Below are 21229 nucleotides of genomic sequence, written 5' to 3'. Positions count from 1 at the left end.
TTATGGGTAGGGTCATAAGTGTTGTCAGTAAGCAGGAGATTCAGCGAGACCGGGGCCGGGGCCTCAGGTGGGGGACGTTCACCTTTCATGCCCGCACCACAGCGTCCGCTGGCTTCACCCGGGCTCAATGTTGCCTCACCCATAGGACGAGCGCCGTTGTCCCTGCTCCTGGTCGAGGATGACCGTGGCGATGCGTTGCTCGTCGAGGAGCTGATCGAAGATGCCGGCGCCGGATTCCAGTTCAACTGGTCGCAGTCGATCGGCGATGCCGAACGCGCCGTCGCCCAGAGTCGACCGGACTGCATTCTTCTCGACCTGAACCTGCCCGACGCCAACGGCATGGATGCCGTTCATCGCATCGGCAGTCTGGACTCGTCGATCCCCATCATCGTGCTCACCGGGCACTCCGATGAGCACTTCGGGGTCAACGCGATGACCTCCGGCGCACAGGACTACCTGGTCAAAGACCGTGTGGACCCGGAGATGCTGCGCCGCGCGGTGCTCTATGCCATCGAGCGCAAGCGCGCCGAGATCGCCACGGTCGACCTGCACGCCAGCCAGATGCGCGCCCTGGAGAACGCCCGGCTGGAGCGTGGATTGCTCCCCTCGCCCGTCCTGCTGGACTCACCGGGGGTCAACATCGTCACCCGGTCCCGCCCCAGTCGCCAGGATGCCCTGGTCGGTGGCGATTTCTTCGACGTCGTACAGACCCCCAACAGGACCGTGCACGTCATGATCGGCGATGTCGCGGGGCACGGCCCCGACGAGGCCGCCCTCGGCGTGGCACTGCGTATCGGCTGGCGGGCCCTCACGTTCGCCGGATTGCGCGGAAACGAAAGAATGCGCGAATTGGACCGCATCCTGGTCAGCGAGCGCCCGCACAAGGGCATCTTCGCAACGCTGTCGAGCGTGGCGCTCGAACCGGACACCGGGGCGTTCACCATCCTGCGTGCCGGCCATCCCGGAATGTTGCTGCAGGGTGGGGGCACCGTCGAATGGATCGAGCCCGTCGCGGGTAAGGCGCTCGGTCTGGGCGCCACGGAATGGCCGGTCAACGAGTACCAGCTGCCCGAGAATCACGGGCTGCTGCTGCTCACCGACGGCCTCTTCGAAGGGCATTCCGGTCCCGGCGAGGAGCGACTCGGCGAACACGGCCTGCTCTCCATCGCGCGTTCCCTGGCCGCACTGCCCGATGCCGAGTTCGTCGAGGCACTCATCGAACATGCGGAGGCGCGCGCGCAGCAACACGGCGGCCTCACCGACGATATCGCCGTCATCCGAGTGGAGCGATCACGGACATGAAGCTGACGGTGCAGGGTTGGCAGAACCTGGTACTCGCGGTCATCGGCACCGCGGTGCTGGCATGCGCGGTGGCCACGACGATCCTGGTGAGCCAGGCCGACAAGGTGTCCAACAGGCTGCGCGACGGTGTCCAGCCGGCTCGTGTCGCCGCGTACCAACTCCAGGCCGCACTGCGGGACCAGGAGACCGCCGTCCGGGGCTACCTGATCACCGCCGACCGCCGCTTCCTGGACCCCTATAACGACGGCCGTACCGCCGAGGCCGCCGCCGTGGAGGAGATCCGGGACACCATCGGCGAGTATCCGGACCTGCTCGACGACCTCGACAACATCGAGGTCGCCGCGCAGACCTGGCGTGTCGAGTACGCCGATCCCCTACTGGCCAGTGCCGCGCCGACCAGGGCCACCGAAGAGGCCGGGATCGAGGAGGGCAAGGCCCTCTTCGATCGGCTGCGCTCGCTGTTCACGGTTCAGAACGATCATCTGAGCGAGGCCAGGGAGGCCGGACTGGCCCGCCTGGAGCAGATCCGGCAGTGGCGCGACGCCACCCTGGTGGCGATGATCCTGGCGTTCGTCACCACCGCGGTGCTGTTGGCGGTGGTGATGCGTGCCGCGGTGAATCGGCCGCTGTCGCAATTGGCCGCGTCATGCCGCCGCATCACCGAGGGCAACTTCGGTGAGCGCATCGTTCCGAGCGGGCCGAAGGACATCCGGGCGATGGCCACGGATGTCGAGAACATGCGTCAACGCATCGTCGACGAGTTGGAGATATCCCGTGCCGCCCGCCGCGCACTGGACGAACAGACCGACGAATTGCGGCGCTCCAATGCCGAACTGGAGCAGTTCGCCTACGTGGCGTCCCACGATCTGCAGGAACCGCTGCGCAAGGTTGCCTCGTTCTGCCAGCTCCTGGAGAAGCGCTACGGCGACAAACTCGACGAACGCGGAACCGAATACATCGCTTTCGCCGTCGATGGCGCGAAGCGGATGCAGATCCTCATCAACGATCTGTTGACCTTCTCCCGGGTCGGCCGGCTCAATGCGACCATCAGCGAGGTCGCGTTGGACACCACCGTGGACGCCGCGATGCACAACCTCAGCAGCACCATCGAGGAGTCCGGTGCCGCCATCGTCCGCCCGAACGAACCGTTGCCCACGATCGACGGTGACCCGACGCTGCTGGTCATGGTGTGGCAGAACCTGATCGGCAACGCGGTGAAGTTCCATCGCGAAGGGGTCAGCCCCCGGGTGCTCATCGAGTGTCATGAGGGCACCGGCGAGAATGCCGAGAACTGGGTTTTCACCGTGTCGGACAACGGTATCGGGATCAGCGCCGAGTTCGTCGAGAAGGTGTTCGTCATCTTCCAGCGCCTGCACGGGCGTGACGCGTATGCCGGTACCGGCATCGGTTTGGCCTTGTGCAAGAAGATCATCGAGCATCACGGCGGCACCATCGGAATCGACACCGACTACACCGACGGCACCCGCTTCGTCTTCACCCTGCCCAAGACTCCGGTCACCGAACCCAATCTGGCGCCCGAGGGGGCGCTCGATGCCCAGCTGGAAGGAACCAACCGATGAAGCTACCCGAGGGGCGCGCGATCGACATCCTGTTGGTGGAGGACGACCCGGGTGACGAGCTGATCACGCGAGAAGCGTTCGAGCACAACAAGATCAAGAACAACCTGCACGTCGCGCACGACGGGCAGGAGGGACTGGACTTCCTCTACCGACGCGGCGAGTTCGCCGATGCGCCGCGACCGGATCTGATCCTGCTCGACCTCAACCTGCCCAAGTACGACGGCAGGCAGCTGCTGGAGCAGATCAAGAACGACGAGAGCCTGTGCCACATCCCGATCGTCGTTCTCACGACGTCCTCTGCCGAGGAGGACATCTTGCGCAGCTACAAGCTGCACGCCAACGCCTATGTGACCAAACCGGTCGACCTGGACCAGTTCATGAGCGCGGTGCGCCAGATCGACGAATTCTTCGTCCAGGTGGTGCGGCTACCGCAGTTCTGAGCTGTAATTGGGGGTGATGTGATCCCACTCCAACCGGACGCTGGTGCCGGTCGGAGTGGTGTCGATATCGGCGCGGTCACTCAGCGCGTGGATCAGCGGTAGCCCCCGCCCGCGCGCCGAATCGACCATGCTCTCGTCCTTCGTCCGCCACACGCCTTCATCGGTGATCGTGACCTGCAGACTGCCGTCTCCCGGATCGAAGGCGGCGTGCATGTGCATCAGACCGGGCTCCGGCGCGCCGACATAGGCGAACTCGGCCGCATTGGCCAACGCCTCATAAACCGCGAGGAGCACGTCACTCGACTTCTCCGGATCCAGCTGGAAATGATCCCGCAGCCACGCCGCGAACTCCTCCCGCACCTGGGCGGCGAGTTGCGGATCGGCGAGGATGCCGACCTTGGCGAAGCTAGCGGAGGCGCCTTGCTGTGTCATGTCGGACTGCTGGCTACCCGTTCGCCGGTTTTTCTAACTCTGCAACGCTGCCAACGCTTCATCCAGCGTGGCGTAGAGGTCGACGATATCGGCGATGCCCACCAATTTCAGCGGTCGGCTGGTCGCCGGCCCGTCGGCCACCACGCTCAGTTTGACCCGAGGCGAGAGGTCACCATGGGCGGCGACCAGGACTCCCATCCCGGCCGACGCCAGAAACTCCACGGCGGTGAAATCGACGACGACCGCCGACGGCGAACTCTGCGCCGCCGCCACGATGGCCGCTTCCAGCTTCGGAGCCGTCAACATGTCGACCGTTCCGCTCACAGCAACCACGCTGATATCGCCGACACGACGTTCCTCGACCTCGCCGACAGCCGCTGCACGGCTGGGAGTGGGGTCTTGCTGGCTACTCATCGATACCTCCGAACATCTTTACCCACCCGAAGGTGGCAACGGCCAGAGTCTATCCGCACAACACGGGCAGACGACGAACCCGGTATCCGAGGTCAGCTGCCGATACCGGCCATCGCGCGCAGCCGCCGCGGCCGTCGCCGTCGTTCATACTGGTCAGCGCGGGTGTAGTCCGGACCGCCATGGGGTACAGATTTCTCATGCGGATCCCGGCTGCCCTCCTCGCGGCCGTGCTCGTCGTGGCCTGCGTGGCGTGTTCGCCGGGCCGGGGAGTCGACCTGGGGCAGGGCTCGGGGAACCTGATCGCCGCCATCGCCGGCGAGCCCGACCAGCTCGACCCCCACAAGACCAGCGCATATTTCTCGTTCGAGGTCCTGGAGAACGTGTTCGACACGCTGGTCGAGCCCGATGCCGACCTCAATATGGCACCGGCGCTCGCGGAGTCCTGGGATACCGCACCCGACCAGCTCAGCTGGACGTTTCACCTACGCCCCGGGGTGACCTTCCACGACGGCAGCCCACTGACCGCCGATGATGTCGTCTACTCCTACCGGCGCATCATCGACGAGAAGCTCTCCACCGTCGACAAGTTCAACGCCGTCACCGCCGTCGACGCCATCGACCCCGGCACCGTCCGGATCAGCCTGTCCCGACCCACTCCGAACCTGCTGACCAACCTCGGCGGATTCAAGGGAATGGCGATCGTCTCGCGGCGCAACGTCGAGGACGGCTCGATCGCCACCCACCCGATCGGCACCGGACCGTTCGCCTTCGCAGGCCGGCAGAGCGGCGACTCCATCACCCTGACGGCCAATCCGAACTTCTGGGGTGGGCCCCCGAAACTGCCGGGCGTCACCTTCCGGTTCATCAGCGAGACCTCCACGGCGCTTGCCGCGCTGCAGGCCGGCGAGGTCGACTGGACCGACGCGGTCCCCCCGCAGCGGGTACCTCAGCTGGAAGGTGACGACTCCCTGCGGTTGGCCCGCACCCCGAGCAACGACTACTGGTACTTCGCGCTCAACGCCGCTCGCCCGCCGTGGAACGACGTCCGGGTCCGCCAAGCCGTCGCCTACGCCGTAGATCGGCCGTCGATCGTGCAGGCCACCAGTTACGGCACCGCGGAGGCGAACCAACTGGCGATCCCGCCGGGCAATCCGTGGTTCACCCCCTATGACCGATACACCCGCGATATCGACCGGGCCAAGCAATTGCTCTCCGAAGCCGGTGCCGCCCCGGAGCGCATGGACATGTTGGTCACCAACGAGTATCCGCAGACGGTGACCGCGGCACAGGTTGTCGCCGACAATCTGCAACCTCTGGGCATCACGGTGAATATCCGCACCGTGGACTTCGCCACCTGGCTCGACGAGCAGAACAACGGCAATTTCGACATGCTGATGATGGGTTGGCTGGGAAACATCGATCCGGACGACTTCTATTACGCCCAGCACCACACCGACGGTGCGAACAACGCCCAGAAGTTCTCCGATCCACGCGTCGACGCCGCACTGGATGCCGGCCGCTCCGAGGTCGATCCGCAGGCACGCAAACGCGATTACGCCACCGCGGCCACCCTGATCGCCGATGGGGTGAGCTACATCTTCCTGTACAACCCCGCGGTACTGCAGGCGTGGACACCGAACCTGCACGGGTATGAGGCACGTCGGGACAAGGCCATCCGGTTCCGTGACGCGTCGCTGGGCGGTGAGTCGTGACGATCGTGAAGTTCCTGGCCCGCCGGTTGGCCTATTCGGCGGTGGTCCTTGTCGGGGTGGTGATCGTGGTGTTCACCCTGGTGCACCTGGTTCCAGGAGATCCGGTCCGCATCGCGCTGGGCACCCGCTACACCCCGCAGGCCTACGACGCACTGCGCACAGCAAGCGGATTGGACCAGCCGCTGCTCACCCAGTTCTTCCAGTATCTGGGGCGCGCGGTGACCGGTGATCTCGGCGTCAGCTTCCGCAACGGTGCCCCAGTGACCGAGGTCCTGCTGGAACGCCTGCCCGCCACCGTCTCTCTGGCCCTCGTCGGCATCGCGATCGCCCTACTGATCGCGCTGCCCACAGGCACCTGGGCGGCTCTGCACGAGGGCCGGGTTAGCGATGCGCTGGTGCGGGTCACCAGCCAATTCGGCGTGTCGGTTCCGGACTTCTGGCTGGGCATCCTGCTGATATCGCTGTTCTCCACGACATTGGGCTGGTTGCCCACATCGGGATATCGACCGCTGCTGGAGGATCCCGCCGGCTGGTTACGGCACATCATCCTGCCCGGCCTGACGGTGGGAGTGGTGGCCGCGGCGATCATGACCCGCTATATCCGTTCTGCCGTCCTGGAAGTCGCGGCCATGGGCTATGTCCGCACCGCCCGGTCGAAGGGATTGCCGCCGCGCACGGTGACATTGCGACACACGGTGCGCAACGCGCTGGTGCCCATCCTGACCATCACCGGAATCCAGTTGGGCACCATCCTCGGCGGCGTCATCGTGGTCGAGGTGGTGTTCGCCTGGCCGGGTATCGGCAGGCTCGTCTACACCTCGGTGGCCGCCCGCGACTACCCGGTGATCCAGGGTGCGGTCCTGCTGATCGCCGTCTTGTTCCTGGCGATCAACCTGCTGGTGGACCTGTTGTACGCCATCGTCGACCCGAGGATCCGGCTGTCATGACCCGAGTGAACGCCTGGCGGCTGCTGGCCGGCAACCCGGTGACGCTGATCAGCGCAGCGGTGTTGGCAGCGGTCGTGGTGATCAGCGTTGCCGCCCAATGGATCGCGCCGTACGGCGTCAACGATATCGACGTGCCGCAGGCCCTGCAGCCGCCGAGCGGTGCACATTGGTTCGGCACCGACGAACTGGGCCGTGATGTGCTGTCCCGGGTGATGGTCGCCGTTCAGGCCTCGATGAAGGTGGCGGTGGTCAGCGTCGCCTTCGCCGCCGTCATCGGTGTGACGGTCGGCGTGATCGCCGGATACCTGGCAGGCCGCCAGGGCGGCTGGGTGGACACCGTGCTGATGCGCATCGTCGACGTGATGTTCGCCTTCCCGGTGCTGCTGCTGGCACTGGCCATCGTCGCGGTGCTCGGCCCCGGGATCGGCACCACCATGCTGGCCATCGGGGTCGTCTACACCCCGATCTTTGCCAGGGTGGCACGCGCCAGCACACTGTCGGTGCGCGTGGAACCCTTTGTCTCGGTGTCGTACACGATGGGCACCGGTCCGCGATACATCCTGACCCGGCACATCCTGCCCAACATCAGCGGGCCGCTGATCGTGCAGACGTCGCTGTCGCTGGCGTTCGCGATCCTGGCCGAGGCCGCGCTGTCCTTTCTCGGCTTGGGCATCCAGCCACCGCAACCCTCACTGGGCAGGATGATCTTCGACGCACAGGGTTTCGTGACGCTGGCCTGGTGGATGGCGGTGTTCCCCGGTCTGGCGATCTTCCTGATCGTGCTGGCGCTCAACCTGCTCGGCGACGGGTTGCGCGATGTGCTGGACCCCAAGCAGCGCACCATGATAGAAGCCCGGCGGGCCAGATGAGCATTCTGACTATCAGTGACCTCTCGGTGCGGATCGGGCGCCGCGAGATCGTGCGCGATGTGTCGTTGGCGGTGGAACCCGAACAGACCGTGGGAATCGTCGGCGAGTCGGGGTCGGGAAAGTCGATGACCGTGCTGGCGGCCACCGGCCTGCTGGATGCACCCGGTGCCGTGGTCGAAGGTTCGAGTGTCCTTGCCGGAGAACAGGAACTCATCGGGGCCTCGGCCAGGACGCTGCGCGGAGTGCACGGTGGTCGGATCGGTTTCGTGTTCCAGGATCCTGGCACGTCGCTCAATCCGCTGCTGACCGTCGAACGCCAGATCACCGAATCCCTGGAAACACACCGCAGGATGACGCGCCGGGCTGCCCGGCAGCGCGCGCTGGAACTGCTCACGGCCGTGGGGCTGCCCGACCCGGAGAAACGCCTGGAGTCCTATCCGCATCAGCTCTCGGGTGGCCAGCGGCAGCGGGTGATGGTGGCGATCGCGCTGTCCTGCGATCCGGGGCTGCTGATCGCCGACGAACCGACCACCGCCCTCGATGTCACCACCCAGGCCCAGATCATCGACCTGGTGCGCGAGCTACAGCGCGACTTCGGAACGGCGGTCATCTGGATCAGCCACGATCTCGGGGTCATCGGGGAGGTGGCCGATACGGTGACCGTGTTGCGGGACGGGAGCGTCGTCGAGCAGGGCACGATCGACCAGATCTTCGATGCCCCTGGCCAGGAGTACACCCGCGAACTGTTGGCCGCGCGCCCGCTTCTCGGTGGCACCGGTCCGTCCACCGCGCCCGCCGACACCGACGTGCTGCTCGATGTGCGCGACCTCGCGGTGCGCTACGGCGGGGTACGTGCGGTGGACGATGTGTCGTTTCAGATCCGGCGCGGCACGACGCTGGGTCTGGTCGGCGAATCAGGATCGGGTAAGTCGACGGTGGCGGCCGCGCTGACCGGATTGGTGAAACCCGAGGGTGGCAGCGCGGTGCTCGACGGCATCGATGTGCTGGACCGCAGGGCCGACCGGCGGCGTATCGGCATGGTGTTCCAGGATCCGTTCGCCTCGCTGAATCCTCGGATGGCGGTGGGTGTGTCGATCGCGGAGCCGCTGGTGGTGCATCGGCTGGTCGACGGCCGCGCGCAGCGCCGGGCACGGGTGGCCGAACTGTTGGAGATGGTGGGGTTGGACGCGGACTTCGCCGGGCGCTATCCGCACGAGCTGTCCGGCGGTCAGCGCCAGCGCATCAGCATCGCCCGCGCACTGGCGGCGGAGCCGGACCTGCTGATCCTCGACGAGGCGACCGCCGCGCTGGATGTGTCGGTACAGGCGACGGTGCTCGAGCTGTTGGCCCGTCTGCAGCGCGAGTTGGAGCTGACCTACCTATTCATCGGTCACGACCTCGCGGTGATCGAGCGGATGAGCCACGCCGTGCTGGTGCTGCAGGGTGGTCGGACCGTCGAATATCGCAGTGCGGACGAGCTTTTCAGCGCACCCGAGCAGGACTACACCCGAGCTCTGTTGGCGGCAGTTCCCCCGGCGCGGCCGAGCCGCTCCTGATCTCGCGCGGCTCGCGGAAATGGCCGAGCTCCGAGGCCAGCAGGGCGATCAGGATGGAGCCCGCCGCGGCGGCGAGCAGGACCGCGAATCCGTAGGGCAACGCCGCCGCACCGATCAGCGGGGCGATGGAGATGCCGATGTACATCGCCGTCGAGTACCAGGCCAGGGCCACCCCGGCGGACCGGGAGTCGATGACGGCGAGCCGGTACTGGATGGCCACCGACGCCGCGGTTCCGGCCAGGCCCGAGCAGGCGAAGACCGCCGCGGTGGCGACCACGGAGTGATGCGCCGGTATCAGCGTGAGGAACGCCGCGCACTGGACGGTGAGCACCCCCTGCAGGGTGCGGCGACTGCCGATGCGGTCGGTCAGCCTGCCGCCCAGGACGTTGCCCGCGATACCGGCCATGCCGTACACCAACAGCAGCACGGCGGTCTTCGAACTGTCACCGCCGGTCGCGTCGTGGGTGATGACCGCGCTGAAGATGTAGACCATGTTGAACGCCAACATCATCAGCAACGATGCGGCGGTCGCGAAGACGATGTGCCGGTTGCGCATCACGGCCACCCGGTCGCGCAGGCGCACGCCGTCACCGACGGGAACGTCACGCACCACCAGGAGCAGCACCGGGGCCAGGACGGCGGCCAGGCCGGCCAGCAGGGCCAGCGGCAGCCGCCATCCGCCGATATCGGCCAGTGCGGTCCCGATCGGTGATCCGATCGCCATGGCGAGGGTGAACCCCATGCCGACGAAGGCGATCGCGCGACCACGCACCGCCGCAGGCACCAGCACGGGTGCGGCCGCGATCGCCGTCGGCACCAGTGCGGCTCCGCCGAATGCGGCGACCACCCGGCCGGTGGTGAACACCGCGAAGGTGTCGGCCGCGGCGGCCAGGAAGGTGCCGATGGCGATCAGGACGAGTCCGCCCGCCATCACGCGCTGCTGGGGCATGCGGCCGCAGGCGACGGAAACGACGGGCGAGGCGATTGCGACGACGGCGGCGTAGACGGAGATGGCATACCCGACGGTGCCCGGCCCGACGCCGAGTCCTTCCCCGATCTTGGGGAGCAGGCCCGCGATGACGAAGGCGTTGGTGCCGACGATGAACAGGGCCAGCGCGAGCAGCGTCAATCGCACGGTGTTCACCCTGCCCAGACGCGCCGCCACGGTACCTCAGCGTACCGGGCTCTGGGCTACCCGTTCACCGCCGACGGTGCACGCAGATCGTGATCTCGGCAATATTCACGATCTCCACGCACCGTCGGGACACTTCAGGCCGGGCACAGCACTCACCCTGAGGCCGCCTCCAGCGCCAGCAGGGTCGCCTTGATCTCCGCGCCGCCGGCGTACTGGCCGATGGAACCGTCGGTGCGGACCACCCGGTGACACGGGATGACCAGGGGCAGCGGGTTGTGCCCGCAGGCGCTGCCCACCGCCCGCACCGCCTTCGGGTTCCCGACGGCGGCGGCGACATCGGCGTAGCTCTCGCGGCGGCCGTAGCCGATATCCCGCAGGTGTTCGACCACCTGTCGCCGGAATCCGGCGGTGAGTCGCAGATCCAGCGGCAGATCGAAGGCGGTCCGGTCACCGGCCAGATACTGCTCGATCTGAGCGGCGGCATCATCGAGGCGAGCCGGGGCGCGCAACACCCGCGGGCTGACCTTCGCGGCGAGCCTGCCCAGCTCGGCCTCCTCGGCATCGTGGGCGAGGAACGCGACCCGCACCAGCCCGTCCGGTGTCGCTGCGAGCAGCAGGGGGCCGACAGCGGTATCCACGGTGCGGTAGGCGACGTCGAGCGTGCCGGCGCGTTCGGCATCGCGGGCCAACCGGTCGCGCAACCGGTTCAGCGCGCTGTCGTCGACGGTCAGCCGATCGAAGATCTCGGTCATGAGGACTCCCTCGGGTAGGTGGTGCGCAGGGTCTTGATGCCGTCGGCCGCGGCACGGCGGGCGGCCTCGGCCGAACCGCCCAACAGTTCGGCGATCTCGCCGTAGGGCGGGCCGGCCAGGTAGCGGTAGGCCAGGGTGCGGCGTTGTTTGTCGGGAAGTGCCGCCAGCGCGGCCCACAGGTCGGGGTCGAACCCGTCGACGCGGCCGGCCTCGGGGATATCGGCGACCGGTGCGGGAGCCCGAGTTCGCGAGCGGCCGATATCGATGGCCCGCCGGTGCGCGATCGTCACCAGCCAGGCCTGCACATTGGCGTCGGGATCGAGATCCGGATAGCCGCGCATCGCCGAGAGGAATGTCTCCGACCAGGCGTCCTCGGCGTCGATGGGACCGAGGACCGCCCGGCATACCCGCAGCACCATCGGGCCGTACTCGGTCACGATGCTCTCGAAGGGTCGCACGCTCACATTGTGTAGACGTCGGCGGCGGGCGAAACGTGAGATCACCCCCAGTCACTCTCTTAGTTGTAGTAGCGTCGGTCGACATGCCCGCCAACGTGTGGATCCTCGGGGGTTACCAGAGCGACTTCGCCCGCAATGTGCAGCGTGAAGGCGGCGATCTGGGCACGCTGACCGCCGAGGTGGTCCGCGAGACCCTCGCCGCGGCGCATACCCGTGCGGCCGATATCGGTGTGATCCATATGGCCAACGCCTTCGGCGAGTTGTTCGCCCATCAGGGCCACCTCGGCGCGATGCCCGCCAGCGTCGAGTCCGATCTCTGGGGCACCCCCGCCACCCGGCACGAGGCGGCCTGCGCATCGGGCAGCGCGGCGGTGCTGGCCGCCATCGCCGATCTCCGATCGGGCGCCTATCCCAGCGCCCTGGTGCTCGGGGTGGAGCTGGAGAAGACGGTCCCCGGTGATATCGCCGCCCGCCACCTCGGCGCCGCCGCCTGGACCGGACACGAGGGCCGCGACGCGACCTTCATGTGGCCGTCGATGTTCTCGCGGGTCGCCGACGAATACGACCGCCGCTACGGCATCGACGACATCCACCTCGATGCCATCTCGGCACTGAACTACGCCAACGCCCGGTCCAACCCGAACGCCCAGACCCGGTCATGGCGGGTCGATCCGGAGTCCAACCCCGTCGTCGAGGGACGGATCCGGCGGCTGGACTGTAGTCAGATGACCGACGGCGGCGCGGGTGTGGTGCTGGTGTCCGATGAGTACCTGCGCGACCATCCCGACGCACACCCGATCGCGGTGATCGCAGGATGGGGGCACCGCACCGTCGGCCTCGGGTTGGCGCAGAAGCTGGACCGCTCCGACGAGTACGTCTTTCCGCATGTGCGTCTGGCCGTCCAGGACGCCTTCGCCCGCGCCGAGGTCGACCTCGACACGCTGGACGGGTTCGAGGTGCACGACTGCTTCACTCCCAGTGAGTATCTGGCGATCGACCATATCGGTCTGACCGGGCCCGGCGAATCGTGGAAGGCCATCGAGAACGGCGAGATCGCGATCGGCGGCCGGTTGCCGATCAATCCCAGTGGCGGCCTGATCGGCGGTGGGCATCCGGTCGGGGCCACCGGCATCCGGATGATCCTCGACGCCGCCCGCCAGGTCTCCGGCACCGCCGGCGAGTACCAGGTCGACGGCGCACAGACCTTCGGCACCCTGAATTTCGGTGGTAGCACCGCCACCACCATCAGCTTCGTGATCGGCACTGCCGAGGAGGTTTCGTGAACACCGATGTGGTCGCCAAATATCTGTCGACATTGCCCGAGGATGACGATCATCCCTACCGCACCGGGCCCTGGCGGCCGCAGACCTGCGAATGGGACGCCGACGACCTGATCGCCGTGGAGGGCGAGATCCCCAACGATCTGGACGGGGTGTATCTGCGCAACACCGAGAACCCGCTGCACCCTGCGTTCAAGGCCTATCACCCGTTCGACGGTGACGGGATGCTGCACATCGTCGGCTTCGGTGACGGTAAGGCGTTCTACCGCAACAGGTTCGTCAAGACCGACGGATTCTTGGCCGAGTACGAAGCCGGTGGGCCGTTGTGGCCCGGGATCGCCGAACCCGTCGAGCTGGCCAAGCGCGATCACGGCTGGGGTGCGCGCACCCTGATGAAGGACGCGTCGAGCACCGATGTCACCGTGCACCGGGGGGTGGCGATGACGAGCTTCTACCAATGCGGCGATCTGTACCGCATCGACCCGCGCACCGGCGACACCCTCGGCAAGCAGGCCTGGGCACCCGCCGGGCTCGGGGTGTCGGCACATCCCAAGGTCGACGATGCCACCGGCGAACTGCTGTTCTTCAACTACGGCAAGGATGCGCCGTACATGCACTACGGAGTGGTCGACGAGACCGACACCCTGGTGCACTACGTCGACGTGGAACTGCCGGGACCACGCCTACCGCACGATATGGCGTTCACCGAGAACTACGTGATACTGAACGACTTTCCGCTGTTCTGGGACGCCGAGTTCCTCAAGCACAACGCCCATGTCCCCCGGCTGCACCGCGACCTGCCGTCGCGCTTCGCGGTGATCCCGCGCCGCGGATCGGAGGTGAAATGGTTCGAGGCCGACACCACCTATGTCCTGCATTTCACCAACGCCTACGAGGACGGCGACGAGATCGTGCTGGACGGCTTCTTCCAGGGTGATCCCGAGCCGGTGACGGGTATCGACAACGGGATGAATCCGAAGTGGCAGCGCATCTTCCGCGGATTGTCCCTCGACGGTATGCAGACCCGCCTGCACCGTTGGCGGTTCAACCTCGTCACCGGCGCCACCCGCGAGGAGCAGCTGTCCGACAGTCTGACCGAGTTCGGGATGATCAACTCCGGTTACGCCGGTCGCCCGTATCGCTACGCCTACGCCGCCACCGGTAAGCCGGGCTGGTTCCTCTTCGACGGACTGGTGCGCCACGACCTGCAGACCGGCGCCGAGGAGCGCTTCTCGTTCGGCGCGGGTGTGTACGGCAGCGAGACGGCCATGGCACCGCGGGTGGGAAGCCGCGGTGAGGACGACGGCTACCTGGTCACCATCACCACCGATATGAGCGCCGACGCGTCGTACTGCCTGGTGTTCGATGCCGCCAGGGTTTCCGACGGCCCGGTGTGCAAGCTGCAGCTTCCCGAACGGGTCTCCAGCGGAACACATTCCACCTGGGCGCCCGGGTCCGAACTGCGGCGGTTCCGGCCAGAAGGATCTGCGACGGCCCGGTGACACCGACCCGCCTGGCCGCCGGTGATGTCAATGCCGTCGGCCGCATGCTCGGGGTGCTCGCCGACGAGTGGACCCTGTTGATCGTGCAGCAATCGCTGCTGGGGGCCGCCCGGTATGCCGAGTTCGCCGAGCGTCTGCCCATCTCACATTCGGTGCTGAGTCGACGCCTGACGGCGATGACCACCGAGGATCTACTCAAACGTGTTCGTTACCAGGACAACCCGCCCCGCTTCGAGTACACCGCCACCGAGCGTGCGCAGAGCCTGTGGCCGGTGCTGACGAGCATCTGGCACTGGGAACGAAGCTGGGTGCCCGAGCATCCCGAGCCGTTGCCCGCGATCCGGCACACGGTGTGCGGTGCGGCCTGCTCGCCGACGCTGACATGCCGCAACTGCCGCCGGCACGTCACGACCGGCGACCTCACCGCCCAGTGGGGACCCAGCGGATCATGGGCACGCTCGATACCCGAGGTCGCCACCCGGCGCCGGTCCCACCGCGACCGCGCCAACGGAGCCTCGGACCTTTTCCCGCACACGATGAGCATCCTCGGCAACCGGTGGGCCTTCGCCATCATGGTGGCCGCCTTCGTGGGAACCACCCGGTTCTCCGAGTTCACCGAGCAACTCGGCGCTCCCCCTGCTTCGCTGACCGACCGGCTGCAGCTCCTGGTGAGCAACGGCGTGCTCGACGGTGGCTACCGGCTGACACCGAAAGGCGACGCCGTTCTGCCGATCATCGTCACCGCCCTCGACTGGGCGCAACGCTGGTTCGTCGCCGCCGAGGGTCCGGCGGTGACCGTTACCCACATCGGCTGCGGCGCAGCCTTTGTCGCCACGCTGACATGTGACCGATGCAACGGCACTCTGCGCGGAAATGACATCGAAAGAGGGTTGGCACTCGACGCACTCGAGTGCTAAATTCGGTGGTGCACAGTGATTGGCTGCCCGCCAGGGTGGTGGGCTCTTGATCGACGAGGAGGTGGATTGCTGTGCTCCGTTTCGATCCGTTCAGCGACCTTGATTCCATGACCCGCAACCTGCTGACCGGTCAGACCGGTTCGAATCGCACGCCGAGGTTCATGCCGATGGACCTGTGCAAGATCGACGATCACTACGTCCTCACCGCAGACCTGCCCGGTATCGATCCCGGATCGGTGGACATCAGCGTGGACAACGGCACGCTCACGATCTCCGCCCACCGCACGGCCCGCTCCGAGGACTCGGTGCAATGGTTCGCCAACGAGCGCTTCTTCGGCAGCTACCGTAGGCAGCTCTCGCTCGGCGAAGGCATTGACACCGCGGCCATTTCGGCGACCTACGAGAACGGGGTGCTCACCCTGACCATCCCGCTGGCCGAACGCGCGAAGCCGCGTCGGATCGAGATCGCACACAACACCCAGAAATCCGTCGAGGCACCGACCGTCGACGCCGACTAGTTCGCGGCGGTGCGGTCCAGTCGGTGGTTCAGATTGGACCGCACCGCCGGCCACTCGATGTCCAGGATCGAGTACACCACGGTGTCCCTGCGCGATCCGTCGGGCAGCAGCTGGTGGCTGCGCAGCACCCCATCGAGCTTGGCACCGAGGCGTTCGATTGCCGCGCGGCTGTCGGCATTCATGAAGTGCGTGCGGAATTCCACTGCCACACAACCGAGCTCGTCGAATGCGTGAGACAGCAACAACAACTTGGTCTCGGTGTTCACCCCGGTGCGCCGCGCGGCGGCCGTGTACCAGGTGGCACCGATCTCCAGCCTGCGGTTGGGTTCGTCGATGTTGAGGTAGCTCGTCGACCCCACCAACGTGCCGTCCAGCCGGCGCACCACGAACGTGCTGCCCCGCGCATCGGCGAGTCTGGTCTGCACCCAGGCATGCGTCGTCTGCGGTGACGGTGCAGAGGTGAACCACAGGTCGCCGGCATCGGCGACGGCCGCGATCTCGTCGGCGTGGTGCGAACCCAGCGGCTCCAATACCGCCCAGCGCCGCCCGGTAAGCACCACCGGCGCCCGGAAACTCATGCGTCCGCCCGTCTCCAGGCCAGCACCATGGTCGCCACCGAGAGCAGCACCGACACCACGGTGACACCGGCCGCCAGGTACATGCCATAGCCGACCACCACCGGATCGTGGACGTAGAGGCGGAAGTACCAGGCGATCAGCGCACCGATGATCATCGAAACAGACAGCGCCGCAGCGGAAGCCCACCGCGCGGACAGCTCCCGGGCCGCCATCGCCGCCGCGACCATCAGCAGCGCCGAGAGCAGCACGATCAGCTGGCCCACGCCGAAACCGGGCGGCGGCACGTCGATGCTGCCGACCTTGCCACCGATCGCATTGGCCCGTCCCGCGGCCGTGGTCAACCACGGCAGCCAGGCGCTCACCGCGAGCACCAGCGCACAGAAGGCGACCAGCCAGCCGGGACGCAATCGAGCCATGCGCCACAGATTATCGGGTGGGTCTGCGTAGGCTGAACTGCCATGACGGAACTGCCCGATTGGGCCCGCGAGCTCGACCTCTCCCCGCACCCCGAGGGTGGGTGGTTCCGCGAAACCTGGCGCAGTGACCTCACCATTCCGCAGTCGGCACTGCCTCCGGACTACTCCGGGCCACGCCAGGCCGGCACCGCGATCCTGTTCCTGCTGATGCCCGGCCAGCAGTCCGCGTGGCACACCGTACGCAGTGCCGAACTGTGGTTCTACCACCGCGGCAGCCCGTTAGTGCTGGAGGTGGGCCGCGAGCAACACGACGCCGACAGCGTGCTGTTGGGGCCCGATATCGCCGCCAACGAGCAGCCGCAGTCCGTGGTGCCACCTGGATACTGGCAACGGGCAACCCCTCGCGACCAGGCGCCGACCCTGGTCAGCTGCGTGGTGGTCCCCGGTTTCGACTTCGCCGATTTCGCCCTCAGTGCGGGGGCACCGACGACAGATTGAACCCGGCCCCGGTCGGGTCGGCAAGCGAGGCCAGCCGGCCGTAGGGGGTGTCCTCCGCGGCTCGGACGACCGTACCGCCGTGGTCGACGATCAACTCGATCGTCTTGTCGACATCATCGGCACCGAGGAAGAAAAACCAGTTCGACGGTTCGTCGGCAGCCATGAAGGCTGCGCCGTCCATCACGCCGATGCGTGGTTCACCGCCGAAGGTCACCGTGCTGTAGCGGAATTCGTCGCTGTCGGCCTCCACCTGGGTCTGCCACCCGAACACCGTGCGGTAGAAGTCCACGGTCGCCGCGAAGTCCCGCGTCGTCACCTGATGCCACACCGGGGCGCCGGCGACACCGGTCGCCTCGAAACCCAGGTGGCCGGCGGGCTGCCAGAGCCCGACCATCCCGCCGGTCACATCGGAGATGACCGCCATCCGGCCCTTGGCCGGGATGTCCATCGCTCCCCCACAGCTGAACCCACCGGCATCTGTCACCGCCCGCAGCGTGGCGTCGACATCGGCGGTGTGCAGGTAGGTGGTCCAGCCATCGGGCATATCCCACTGCGGATCGTTGGGCATCAGCCCGGCAACCTGGACACCGTCGACGAACGCGCTGACGTAGCCACCGTATTCAGGTCCGGCGGACTCGAACGCCCAGCCGAACACCGCGCCGTAGAAGCGTTGCGCGCCGTCGATATCCGAGGTCGACAGGTCGATCCAGCAGGGGGCACCGAGCGGGTGTGAAGTGGTCATGCCCATAACGACCCGGCTCACCGCCGAAACTCATCGCTCACCGCAGACCTCGGCCGAGAGTGACGCTGTGGTCGCCGACGCACTCCCCGCAGCAACCACAGCGTCACTCTCGCGGCGAAGCTAGGAGTAGACCTTCTTGAACCGCTCCAGCGACTGCTTGATATCGCTCTTGAGCGCACCGGCCACGATCATGCCGATCGGCCCGAACAGCGCGGGCCCACCCAGATGGATGTCCAGCTGCACCGACGCCCCATCGGCGACAGGCTTCACCCGAGCGATCAGCTTGATCTTGACCCCACCGACACCGTCGCCGTTGAGCGTCATGGACTCCGGCGGCTTGTAGTTCACGATCGTCCAGTCGACCCGGTTGTTCATCCCCTTGACCTCGACGATGGACGAGATCTTGGTGCCCTTGTCCAGGGTCTCGGGCAACTTCGACCGCCACACCCGGTGGATCGTCAGCCACTCGTCGAACCGGGACAGGTCCGATGCCGCTTCCCAGGCCTGCTCCGGTGACAGCGGAACATCGATGGAAACCGATAATTTGGCCATCTACGGCGCCGCCGGAGGTGGGGGCGAACCGGCCGGTGGCTGCCCCGACTGCTGGTTGGGCGGCACCTGCGGCGGTTGCTCGGCACCGGTGTGTTCGCGGGCGGCCTTCTTCGCGGCCTCCTGCACCTTGTCGACATGCTGGGCGTATTTGCCCTGGGTCTTCTTGTCGACCAGGTCACCGGCCTTCTCGATCACGGTGTCGACCTTGTCGGTGTTCTTCGCCACCAGGCCTTTGATCTTGTCCAAGAAACTCATACCCCAACCCTAGCGCCACAGTTTCCTGGGTTCACCGGACAGTTTGCCCTCCACCCACCACGCGATCTCGACCAGCACGGCCCCGACGGCTCCGATCATCAGTCCCATCGAGGTGAGCGCGAGGTTCGACGGGTCGAGCAGGAAGGTCCGCTGGGCCAGCGGCAGCGCGAAGATCACCACATAGGCCAACCCGGACATCGCCACCAGCGCCACCCGCCACCACTCGTAGGGGCGCGCCACCACCGCCAGCACCCATACCGAGGCCACCAGCAGAGTGATCAGGGCGGTCGTCGACGCCTGGGTCTGCTGCTCTGCCGTAGCACCTCGCCCCTCATACGCAAGCAGGTAGGAGACGAACGTGCTGACCCCGACGATGACGCCGGCCGGCAGCGCGGAGGTCATCACCCGGCGCACGAACCCCGGTTTGGCCCGCTCATGATTGGGCGCCAATGACAGGATGAAGGCCGGGATACCGATGGTGAACCAGGCCGCGATGGTGACGTGGATCGGCTGGAACGGATACAGCAGTGGATCGGTGCCGAACAGCGTGGACGTCAGGCCGCCGATACCGACCAGCGCGGCGAGCAGCACGGAGTACACCGTCTTGGTGAGGAACAGGTTGGAAACCCGCTCGATGTTGCCGATCACCCGGCGTCCCTCGGCCACCACATAGGGCAGGGTGGCGAACTTGTTGTCCAGCAACACGATCTGTGCGACTGCACGCGAGGCGGAGCTGCCCGAACCCATCGCCACACCGATGTCGGCGTCCTTGAGTGCCAGCACATCGTTGACACCGTCACCGGTCATGGCGACGGTGTGCCCGCGGGACTGCAGCGCGTGCACCATGGCGCGTTTCTGGTCGGGGCGAACCCGCCCGAAGGTGGTGTACTGATCCAGCGCGTCGGCCATTTCCTCGGTCTGCTCGGGCAATCGCCGGGCGTCCAGCGTCTCCCCGTGCAGGCCCAGCGTGCCGGCGACCGCGCCGACCGATTTGGCGTTGTCCCCGGATATCACCTTCACCGTGACCCGCTGGGAGGCAAAGTATTCGAGGGTGTCCTTGGCGTCGGGCCGCACCCGCTGCTCCAGGATCACCAGCGCGACGGGGGTGACGGTGCCTGGCGCGTTCGGGGCGTCGACCGCGGTGTCACAGGACCCGAGCAGCAGCACCCGCAGCCCACGCGAACCGATGCGTTCGGCCTCGGCGGCCTCGGGGGATTCCGGGTCGAGCAGGACGTCCGGGGCTCCGATCACCCAGTTGCCGTGCTCGCCATAGGAGCTGCCGCTCCATTTGGTGGCGGATTTGAACGGGGCGTTGGCGGTGGCGGTCCAGCCGGGCGGGTCAGCGTACGCCTCGGCGATGGCCGCCATGCTGGCGTTGGGCCGGGTGTCATCGGCGGCCAGTTGGGCCAATACCGCGGCCGCCTCCGATTCACCGAAAGCCTCCAGATCGCTGACCCGCATACCGTTCTCGGTCAGGGTGCCGGTCTTGTCCGCACAGACCACGTCGACACGGGCCAGGCCTTCGATGGCGGGCAGTTCCTGAACCAGGCACTGACGCTGGCCCAGCCGCACCACGCCCACGGCGAACGCTATCGAGGTCATCAACACCAGGCCCTCGGGCACCATCGGGACCAGGGCGCCGACCATCCGCAGCACTGATTCCCGCCACCCCGCGTCGGTGGTGAACAGCTGGGTGTAGATGATCAACGCACCGGCGGGCACCAGCAGGTAGGTGATGAACTGCAGGATCTTGTTGATACCGCTGCGCAGTTCGGATTTCACCAGGGTGAACTTGCTGGCTTCCTCGGCCAGCTGCGCGGCATAGGCCTCGCGGCCCACCTTGGTGGCGCGGTAGGCACCGGTGCCCGCGACGACGAAACTGCCGGACATCACCTTGTCACCGCGATCCTTGGGCATCGGATCGGCCTCGCCGGTCAGCAGCGATTCGTCGACCTCAAGGTTGTTATGTTCCAACACCTCTCCGTCGACGGTGATCTGGTCACCGGGACCGACCTCGATGATGTCGTCGAGGACGACCTCGCTCGGCGCCACGGCCCGGGTACCGGACTGCCTGCGCACCACCGGTTTGGCCTGTCCGACGATGGCCAGTTTGTCCAGGGTCTGCTTGGCCCGCAGCTCCTGGATGATGCCGATGGCGCTGTTGGCCACGATGAGCAGTCCGAAGAGCCCGTTGATCAGTGACCCGGTGGCCACCACGATGGCGAACAGCACGCCGAGGATCGCGTTGATGCGGGTGAAAACGTTGGCGCGGACGATCTCCGAGACGCTGCGCGCGGCCCGGGTCGGTACGTCGTTGGTCTTGCCCTCGGCGACCCGCTGGGCAACCTCGGCGTCGGACAGACCGGCCATCATC

General features: G+C 66.8%; 23 protein-coding genes. 12 read left to right on the top strand and 11 right to left on the bottom strand.

Translation table 11 applies throughout. From position 1 onward, the window contains the following. Nucleotides 1–87: 87 nt before the first annotated feature. Genes IC40_RS0103205 through IC40_RS0103195 form a run of 3 tightly spaced genes read left to right on the top strand, consistent with a single transcriptional unit; the run spans nucleotide 88 to nucleotide 3322 of the window. A complete protein-coding gene (locus IC40_RS0103205; RefSeq protein ID WP_030133318.1) occupies nucleotides 88–1302 on the top strand; it encodes a PP2C family protein-serine/threonine phosphatase in 1215 nt (404 codons plus the stop codon). Beyond that, nucleotides 1299–2882 carry a sensor histidine kinase gene (locus tag IC40_RS0103200; RefSeq protein WP_030133317.1) on the top strand — a complete coding sequence of 528 codons (1584 nt, stop codon included), beginning with the start codon at nucleotides 1299–1301 and terminating at the stop codon, nucleotides 2880–2882. The genes IC40_RS0103205 and IC40_RS0103200 overlap by 4 nt, the downstream gene beginning before the upstream one ends. Continuing rightward, nucleotides 2879–3322, top strand: a complete 444-nt coding sequence (locus tag IC40_RS0103195; protein ID WP_030133316.1) for a response regulator — start codon at nucleotides 2879–2881, stop codon at nucleotides 3320–3322. The genes IC40_RS0103200 and IC40_RS0103195 overlap by 4 nt, the downstream gene beginning before the upstream one ends. Here IC40_RS0103195 and IC40_RS0103190 read toward each other — a convergent pair. Continuing rightward, nucleotides 3308–3754: an ATP-binding protein gene (locus IC40_RS0103190; protein ID WP_030133315.1), complete on the bottom strand. Its 447-nt coding sequence runs from the start codon at nucleotides 3752–3754 to the stop codon at nucleotides 3308–3310. The genes IC40_RS0103195 and IC40_RS0103190 overlap by 15 nt on opposite strands. A gap of 33 nt (nucleotides 3755–3787) precedes the next feature. Further along, nucleotides 3788–4168: an STAS domain-containing protein gene (locus tag IC40_RS0103185; protein ID WP_030133314.1), complete on the bottom strand. Its 381-nt coding sequence runs from the start codon at nucleotides 4166–4168 to the stop codon at nucleotides 3788–3790. 197 nt (nucleotides 4169–4365) lie between these two features. Here IC40_RS0103185 and IC40_RS0103180 point away from each other — a divergent pair, with 197 nt between their 5' ends. Genes IC40_RS0103180 through IC40_RS0103165 form a run of 4 tightly spaced genes read left to right on the top strand, consistent with a single transcriptional unit; the run spans nucleotide 4366 to nucleotide 9252 of the window. Further along, nucleotides 4366–5880, top strand: coding sequence for an ABC transporter substrate-binding protein (locus IC40_RS0103180; RefSeq protein WP_030133313.1), 1515 nt, complete (start codon nucleotides 4366–4368; stop codon nucleotides 5878–5880). Continuing rightward, nucleotides 5877–6827: an ABC transporter permease gene (locus tag IC40_RS0103175; protein WP_030133312.1), complete on the top strand. Its 951-nt coding sequence runs from the start codon at nucleotides 5877–5879 to the stop codon at nucleotides 6825–6827. Before IC40_RS0103180 ends, IC40_RS0103175 begins: the two co-directional genes overlap by 4 nt. Next, on the top strand, nucleotides 6824–7696 hold the full coding sequence (locus tag IC40_RS0103170) for an ABC transporter permease (RefSeq protein WP_030133311.1): 873 nt from the start codon (nucleotides 6824–6826) through the stop codon (nucleotides 7694–7696). The genes IC40_RS0103175 and IC40_RS0103170 overlap by 4 nt, the downstream gene beginning before the upstream one ends. Then, entirely contained in the window at nucleotides 7693–9252 is a 1560-nt protein-coding gene (locus tag IC40_RS0103165) for an ABC transporter ATP-binding protein (protein WP_030133310.1), read from the top strand. The genes IC40_RS0103170 and IC40_RS0103165 overlap by 4 nt, the downstream gene beginning before the upstream one ends. Here the strand turns inward: IC40_RS0103165 and IC40_RS0103160 are convergent. The 3 genes from IC40_RS0103160 to IC40_RS0103150 form a co-directional block, all read right to left on the bottom strand. Further along, a complete protein-coding gene (locus IC40_RS0103160) occupies nucleotides 9179–10417 on the bottom strand; it encodes an MFS transporter (RefSeq protein ID WP_030133309.1) in 1239 nt (412 codons plus the stop codon). The genes IC40_RS0103165 and IC40_RS0103160 overlap by 74 nt on opposite strands. A gap of 122 nt (nucleotides 10418–10539) precedes the next feature. Then, complete coding sequence (locus tag IC40_RS0103155; protein WP_030133308.1) at nucleotides 10540–11139, bottom strand: methylated-DNA--[protein]-cysteine S-methyltransferase; 600 nt, start codon at nucleotides 11137–11139, stop codon at nucleotides 10540–10542. Beyond that, on the bottom strand, nucleotides 11136–11603 hold the full coding sequence (locus tag IC40_RS0103150; protein ID WP_030133307.1) for an RNA polymerase sigma factor: 468 nt from the start codon (nucleotides 11601–11603) through the stop codon (nucleotides 11136–11138). Before IC40_RS0103150 ends, IC40_RS0103155 begins: the two co-directional genes overlap by 4 nt. A gap of 77 nt (nucleotides 11604–11680) precedes the next feature. Between IC40_RS0103150 and IC40_RS0103145 the strand changes: the two genes are divergently transcribed. The 4 genes from IC40_RS0103145 (at nucleotide 11681) to IC40_RS0103130 (ending at nucleotide 15814) form a co-directional block, all read left to right on the top strand. After that, a complete protein-coding gene (locus IC40_RS0103145) occupies nucleotides 11681–12880 on the top strand; it encodes an acetyl-CoA acetyltransferase (RefSeq protein ID WP_030133306.1) in 1200 nt (399 codons plus the stop codon). Continuing rightward, a complete protein-coding gene (locus tag IC40_RS0103140; protein WP_030133305.1) occupies nucleotides 12877–14379 on the top strand; it encodes a carotenoid oxygenase family protein in 1503 nt (500 codons plus the stop codon). The genes IC40_RS0103145 and IC40_RS0103140 overlap by 4 nt, the downstream gene beginning before the upstream one ends. A gap of 44 nt (nucleotides 14380–14423) precedes the next feature. Continuing rightward, nucleotides 14424–15296 carry a winged helix-turn-helix transcriptional regulator gene (locus IC40_RS0103135; RefSeq protein ID WP_030133304.1) on the top strand — a complete coding sequence of 291 codons (873 nt, stop codon included), beginning with the start codon at nucleotides 14424–14426 and terminating at the stop codon, nucleotides 15294–15296. A 71-nt stretch (nucleotides 15297–15367) separates the two neighbouring features. Continuing rightward, on the top strand, nucleotides 15368–15814 hold the full coding sequence (locus tag IC40_RS0103130) for an Hsp20/alpha crystallin family protein (RefSeq protein WP_030133303.1): 447 nt from the start codon (nucleotides 15368–15370) through the stop codon (nucleotides 15812–15814). On the opposite strand, the gene IC40_RS0103125 is transcribed toward IC40_RS0103130, so the two are convergent. Continuing rightward, complete coding sequence (locus IC40_RS0103125; RefSeq protein WP_030133302.1) at nucleotides 15811–16392, bottom strand: GNAT family N-acetyltransferase; 582 nt, start codon at nucleotides 16390–16392, stop codon at nucleotides 15811–15813. The genes IC40_RS0103130 and IC40_RS0103125 overlap by 4 nt on opposite strands. Next, on the bottom strand, nucleotides 16389–16808 hold the full coding sequence (locus tag IC40_RS0103120; protein ID WP_030133301.1) for a hypothetical protein: 420 nt from the start codon (nucleotides 16806–16808) through the stop codon (nucleotides 16389–16391). Before IC40_RS0103120 ends, IC40_RS0103125 begins: the two co-directional genes overlap by 4 nt. 42 nt (nucleotides 16809–16850) lie before the next feature. Here IC40_RS0103120 and IC40_RS0103115 point away from each other — a divergent pair, with 42 nt between their 5' ends. Next, complete coding sequence (locus IC40_RS0103115) at nucleotides 16851–17306, top strand: cupin domain-containing protein (RefSeq protein WP_030133300.1); 456 nt, start codon at nucleotides 16851–16853, stop codon at nucleotides 17304–17306. Here the strand turns inward: IC40_RS0103115 and IC40_RS0103110 are convergent. From IC40_RS0103110 to IC40_RS0103095, 4 genes are all read right to left on the bottom strand, one after another. Next, nucleotides 17278–18054, bottom strand: coding sequence for a VOC family protein (locus IC40_RS0103110; RefSeq protein ID WP_030133299.1), 777 nt, complete (start codon nucleotides 18052–18054; stop codon nucleotides 17278–17280). The genes IC40_RS0103115 and IC40_RS0103110 overlap by 29 nt on opposite strands. 114 nt (nucleotides 18055–18168) lie before the next feature. Then, nucleotides 18169–18600, bottom strand: coding sequence for a type II toxin-antitoxin system Rv0910 family toxin (locus tag IC40_RS0103105; protein ID WP_030133298.1), 432 nt, complete (start codon nucleotides 18598–18600; stop codon nucleotides 18169–18171). Then, nucleotides 18601–18855 (bottom strand): antitoxin, encoded by a 255-nt coding sequence (locus IC40_RS0103100; protein ID WP_030133297.1) that lies wholly within the window; start codon nucleotides 18853–18855, stop codon nucleotides 18601–18603. It lies immediately after the preceding gene. Between the two features lie 9 nt (nucleotides 18856–18864). Continuing rightward, nucleotides 18865–21228, bottom strand: a complete 2364-nt coding sequence (locus IC40_RS0103095; RefSeq protein ID WP_335334760.1) for a cation-translocating P-type ATPase — start codon at nucleotides 21226–21228, stop codon at nucleotides 18865–18867. Between the last annotated feature and the right edge of the window lies 1 nt (nucleotide 21229).

It is taken from the genome of Mycolicibacterium neoaurum ATCC 25795 (assembly GCF_000691525.1).
Classification (GTDB): domain Bacteria; phylum Actinomycetota; class Actinomycetes; order Mycobacteriales; family Mycobacteriaceae; genus Mycobacterium; species Mycobacterium neoaurum.
The sequence above is the reverse complement of the archived record's forward strand: the minus strand, read 5'-3'. Positions and strand labels throughout refer to the sequence as shown.

Coding starts and splice junctions, on each gene's coding strand:
- IC40_RS0103115 (WP_030133300.1), top strand. CDS start 16,851: ATGACGGAACTGCCCGATTGGGCCCGCGAGCTCGACCTCTCCCCGCAC.
- IC40_RS0103170 (WP_030133311.1), top strand. CDS start 6,824: ATGACCCGAGTGAACGCCTGGCGGCTGCTGGCCGGCAACCCGGTGACG.
- IC40_RS0103200 (WP_030133317.1), top strand. CDS start 1,299: ATGAAGCTGACGGTGCAGGGTTGGCAGAACCTGGTACTCGCGGTCATC.
- IC40_RS0103145 (WP_030133306.1), top strand. CDS start 11,681: ATGCCCGCCAACGTGTGGATCCTCGGGGGTTACCAGAGCGACTTCGCC.
- IC40_RS0103125 (WP_030133302.1), bottom strand. CDS start 16,392: ATGAGTTTCCGGGCGCCGGTGGTGCTTACCGGGCGGCGCTGGGCGGTA.
- IC40_RS0103100 (WP_030133297.1), bottom strand. CDS start 18,855: ATGAGTTTCTTGGACAAGATCAAAGGCCTGGTGGCGAAGAACACCGAC.
- IC40_RS0103180 (WP_030133313.1), top strand. CDS start 4,366: ATGCGGATCCCGGCTGCCCTCCTCGCGGCCGTGCTCGTCGTGGCCTGC.
- IC40_RS0103120 (WP_030133301.1), bottom strand. CDS start 16,808: ATGGCTCGATTGCGTCCCGGCTGGCTGGTCGCCTTCTGTGCGCTGGTG.
- IC40_RS0103190 (WP_030133315.1), bottom strand. CDS start 3,754: ATGACACAGCAAGGCGCCTCCGCTAGCTTCGCCAAGGTCGGCATCCTC.
- IC40_RS0103155 (WP_030133308.1), bottom strand. CDS start 11,139: ATGACCGAGATCTTCGATCGGCTGACCGTCGACGACAGCGCGCTGAAC.
- IC40_RS0103135 (WP_030133304.1), top strand. CDS start 14,424: ATGCTCGGGGTGCTCGCCGACGAGTGGACCCTGTTGATCGTGCAGCAA.
- IC40_RS0103095 (WP_335334760.1), bottom strand. CDS start 21,228: ATGATGGCCGGTCTGTCCGACGCCGAGGTTGCCCAGCGGGTCGCCGAG.
- IC40_RS0103165 (WP_030133310.1), top strand. CDS start 7,693: ATGAGCATTCTGACTATCAGTGACCTCTCGGTGCGGATCGGGCGCCGC.
- IC40_RS0103110 (WP_030133299.1), bottom strand. CDS start 18,054: ATGGGCATGACCACTTCACACCCGCTCGGTGCCCCCTGCTGGATCGAC.
- IC40_RS0103205 (WP_030133318.1), top strand. CDS start 88: ATGCCCGCACCACAGCGTCCGCTGGCTTCACCCGGGCTCAATGTTGCC.
- IC40_RS0103195 (WP_030133316.1), top strand. CDS start 2,879: ATGAAGCTACCCGAGGGGCGCGCGATCGACATCCTGTTGGTGGAGGAC.
- IC40_RS0103105 (WP_030133298.1), bottom strand. CDS start 18,600: ATGGCCAAATTATCGGTTTCCATCGATGTTCCGCTGTCACCGGAGCAG.
- IC40_RS0103185 (WP_030133314.1), bottom strand. CDS start 4,168: ATGAGTAGCCAGCAAGACCCCACTCCCAGCCGTGCAGCGGCTGTCGGC.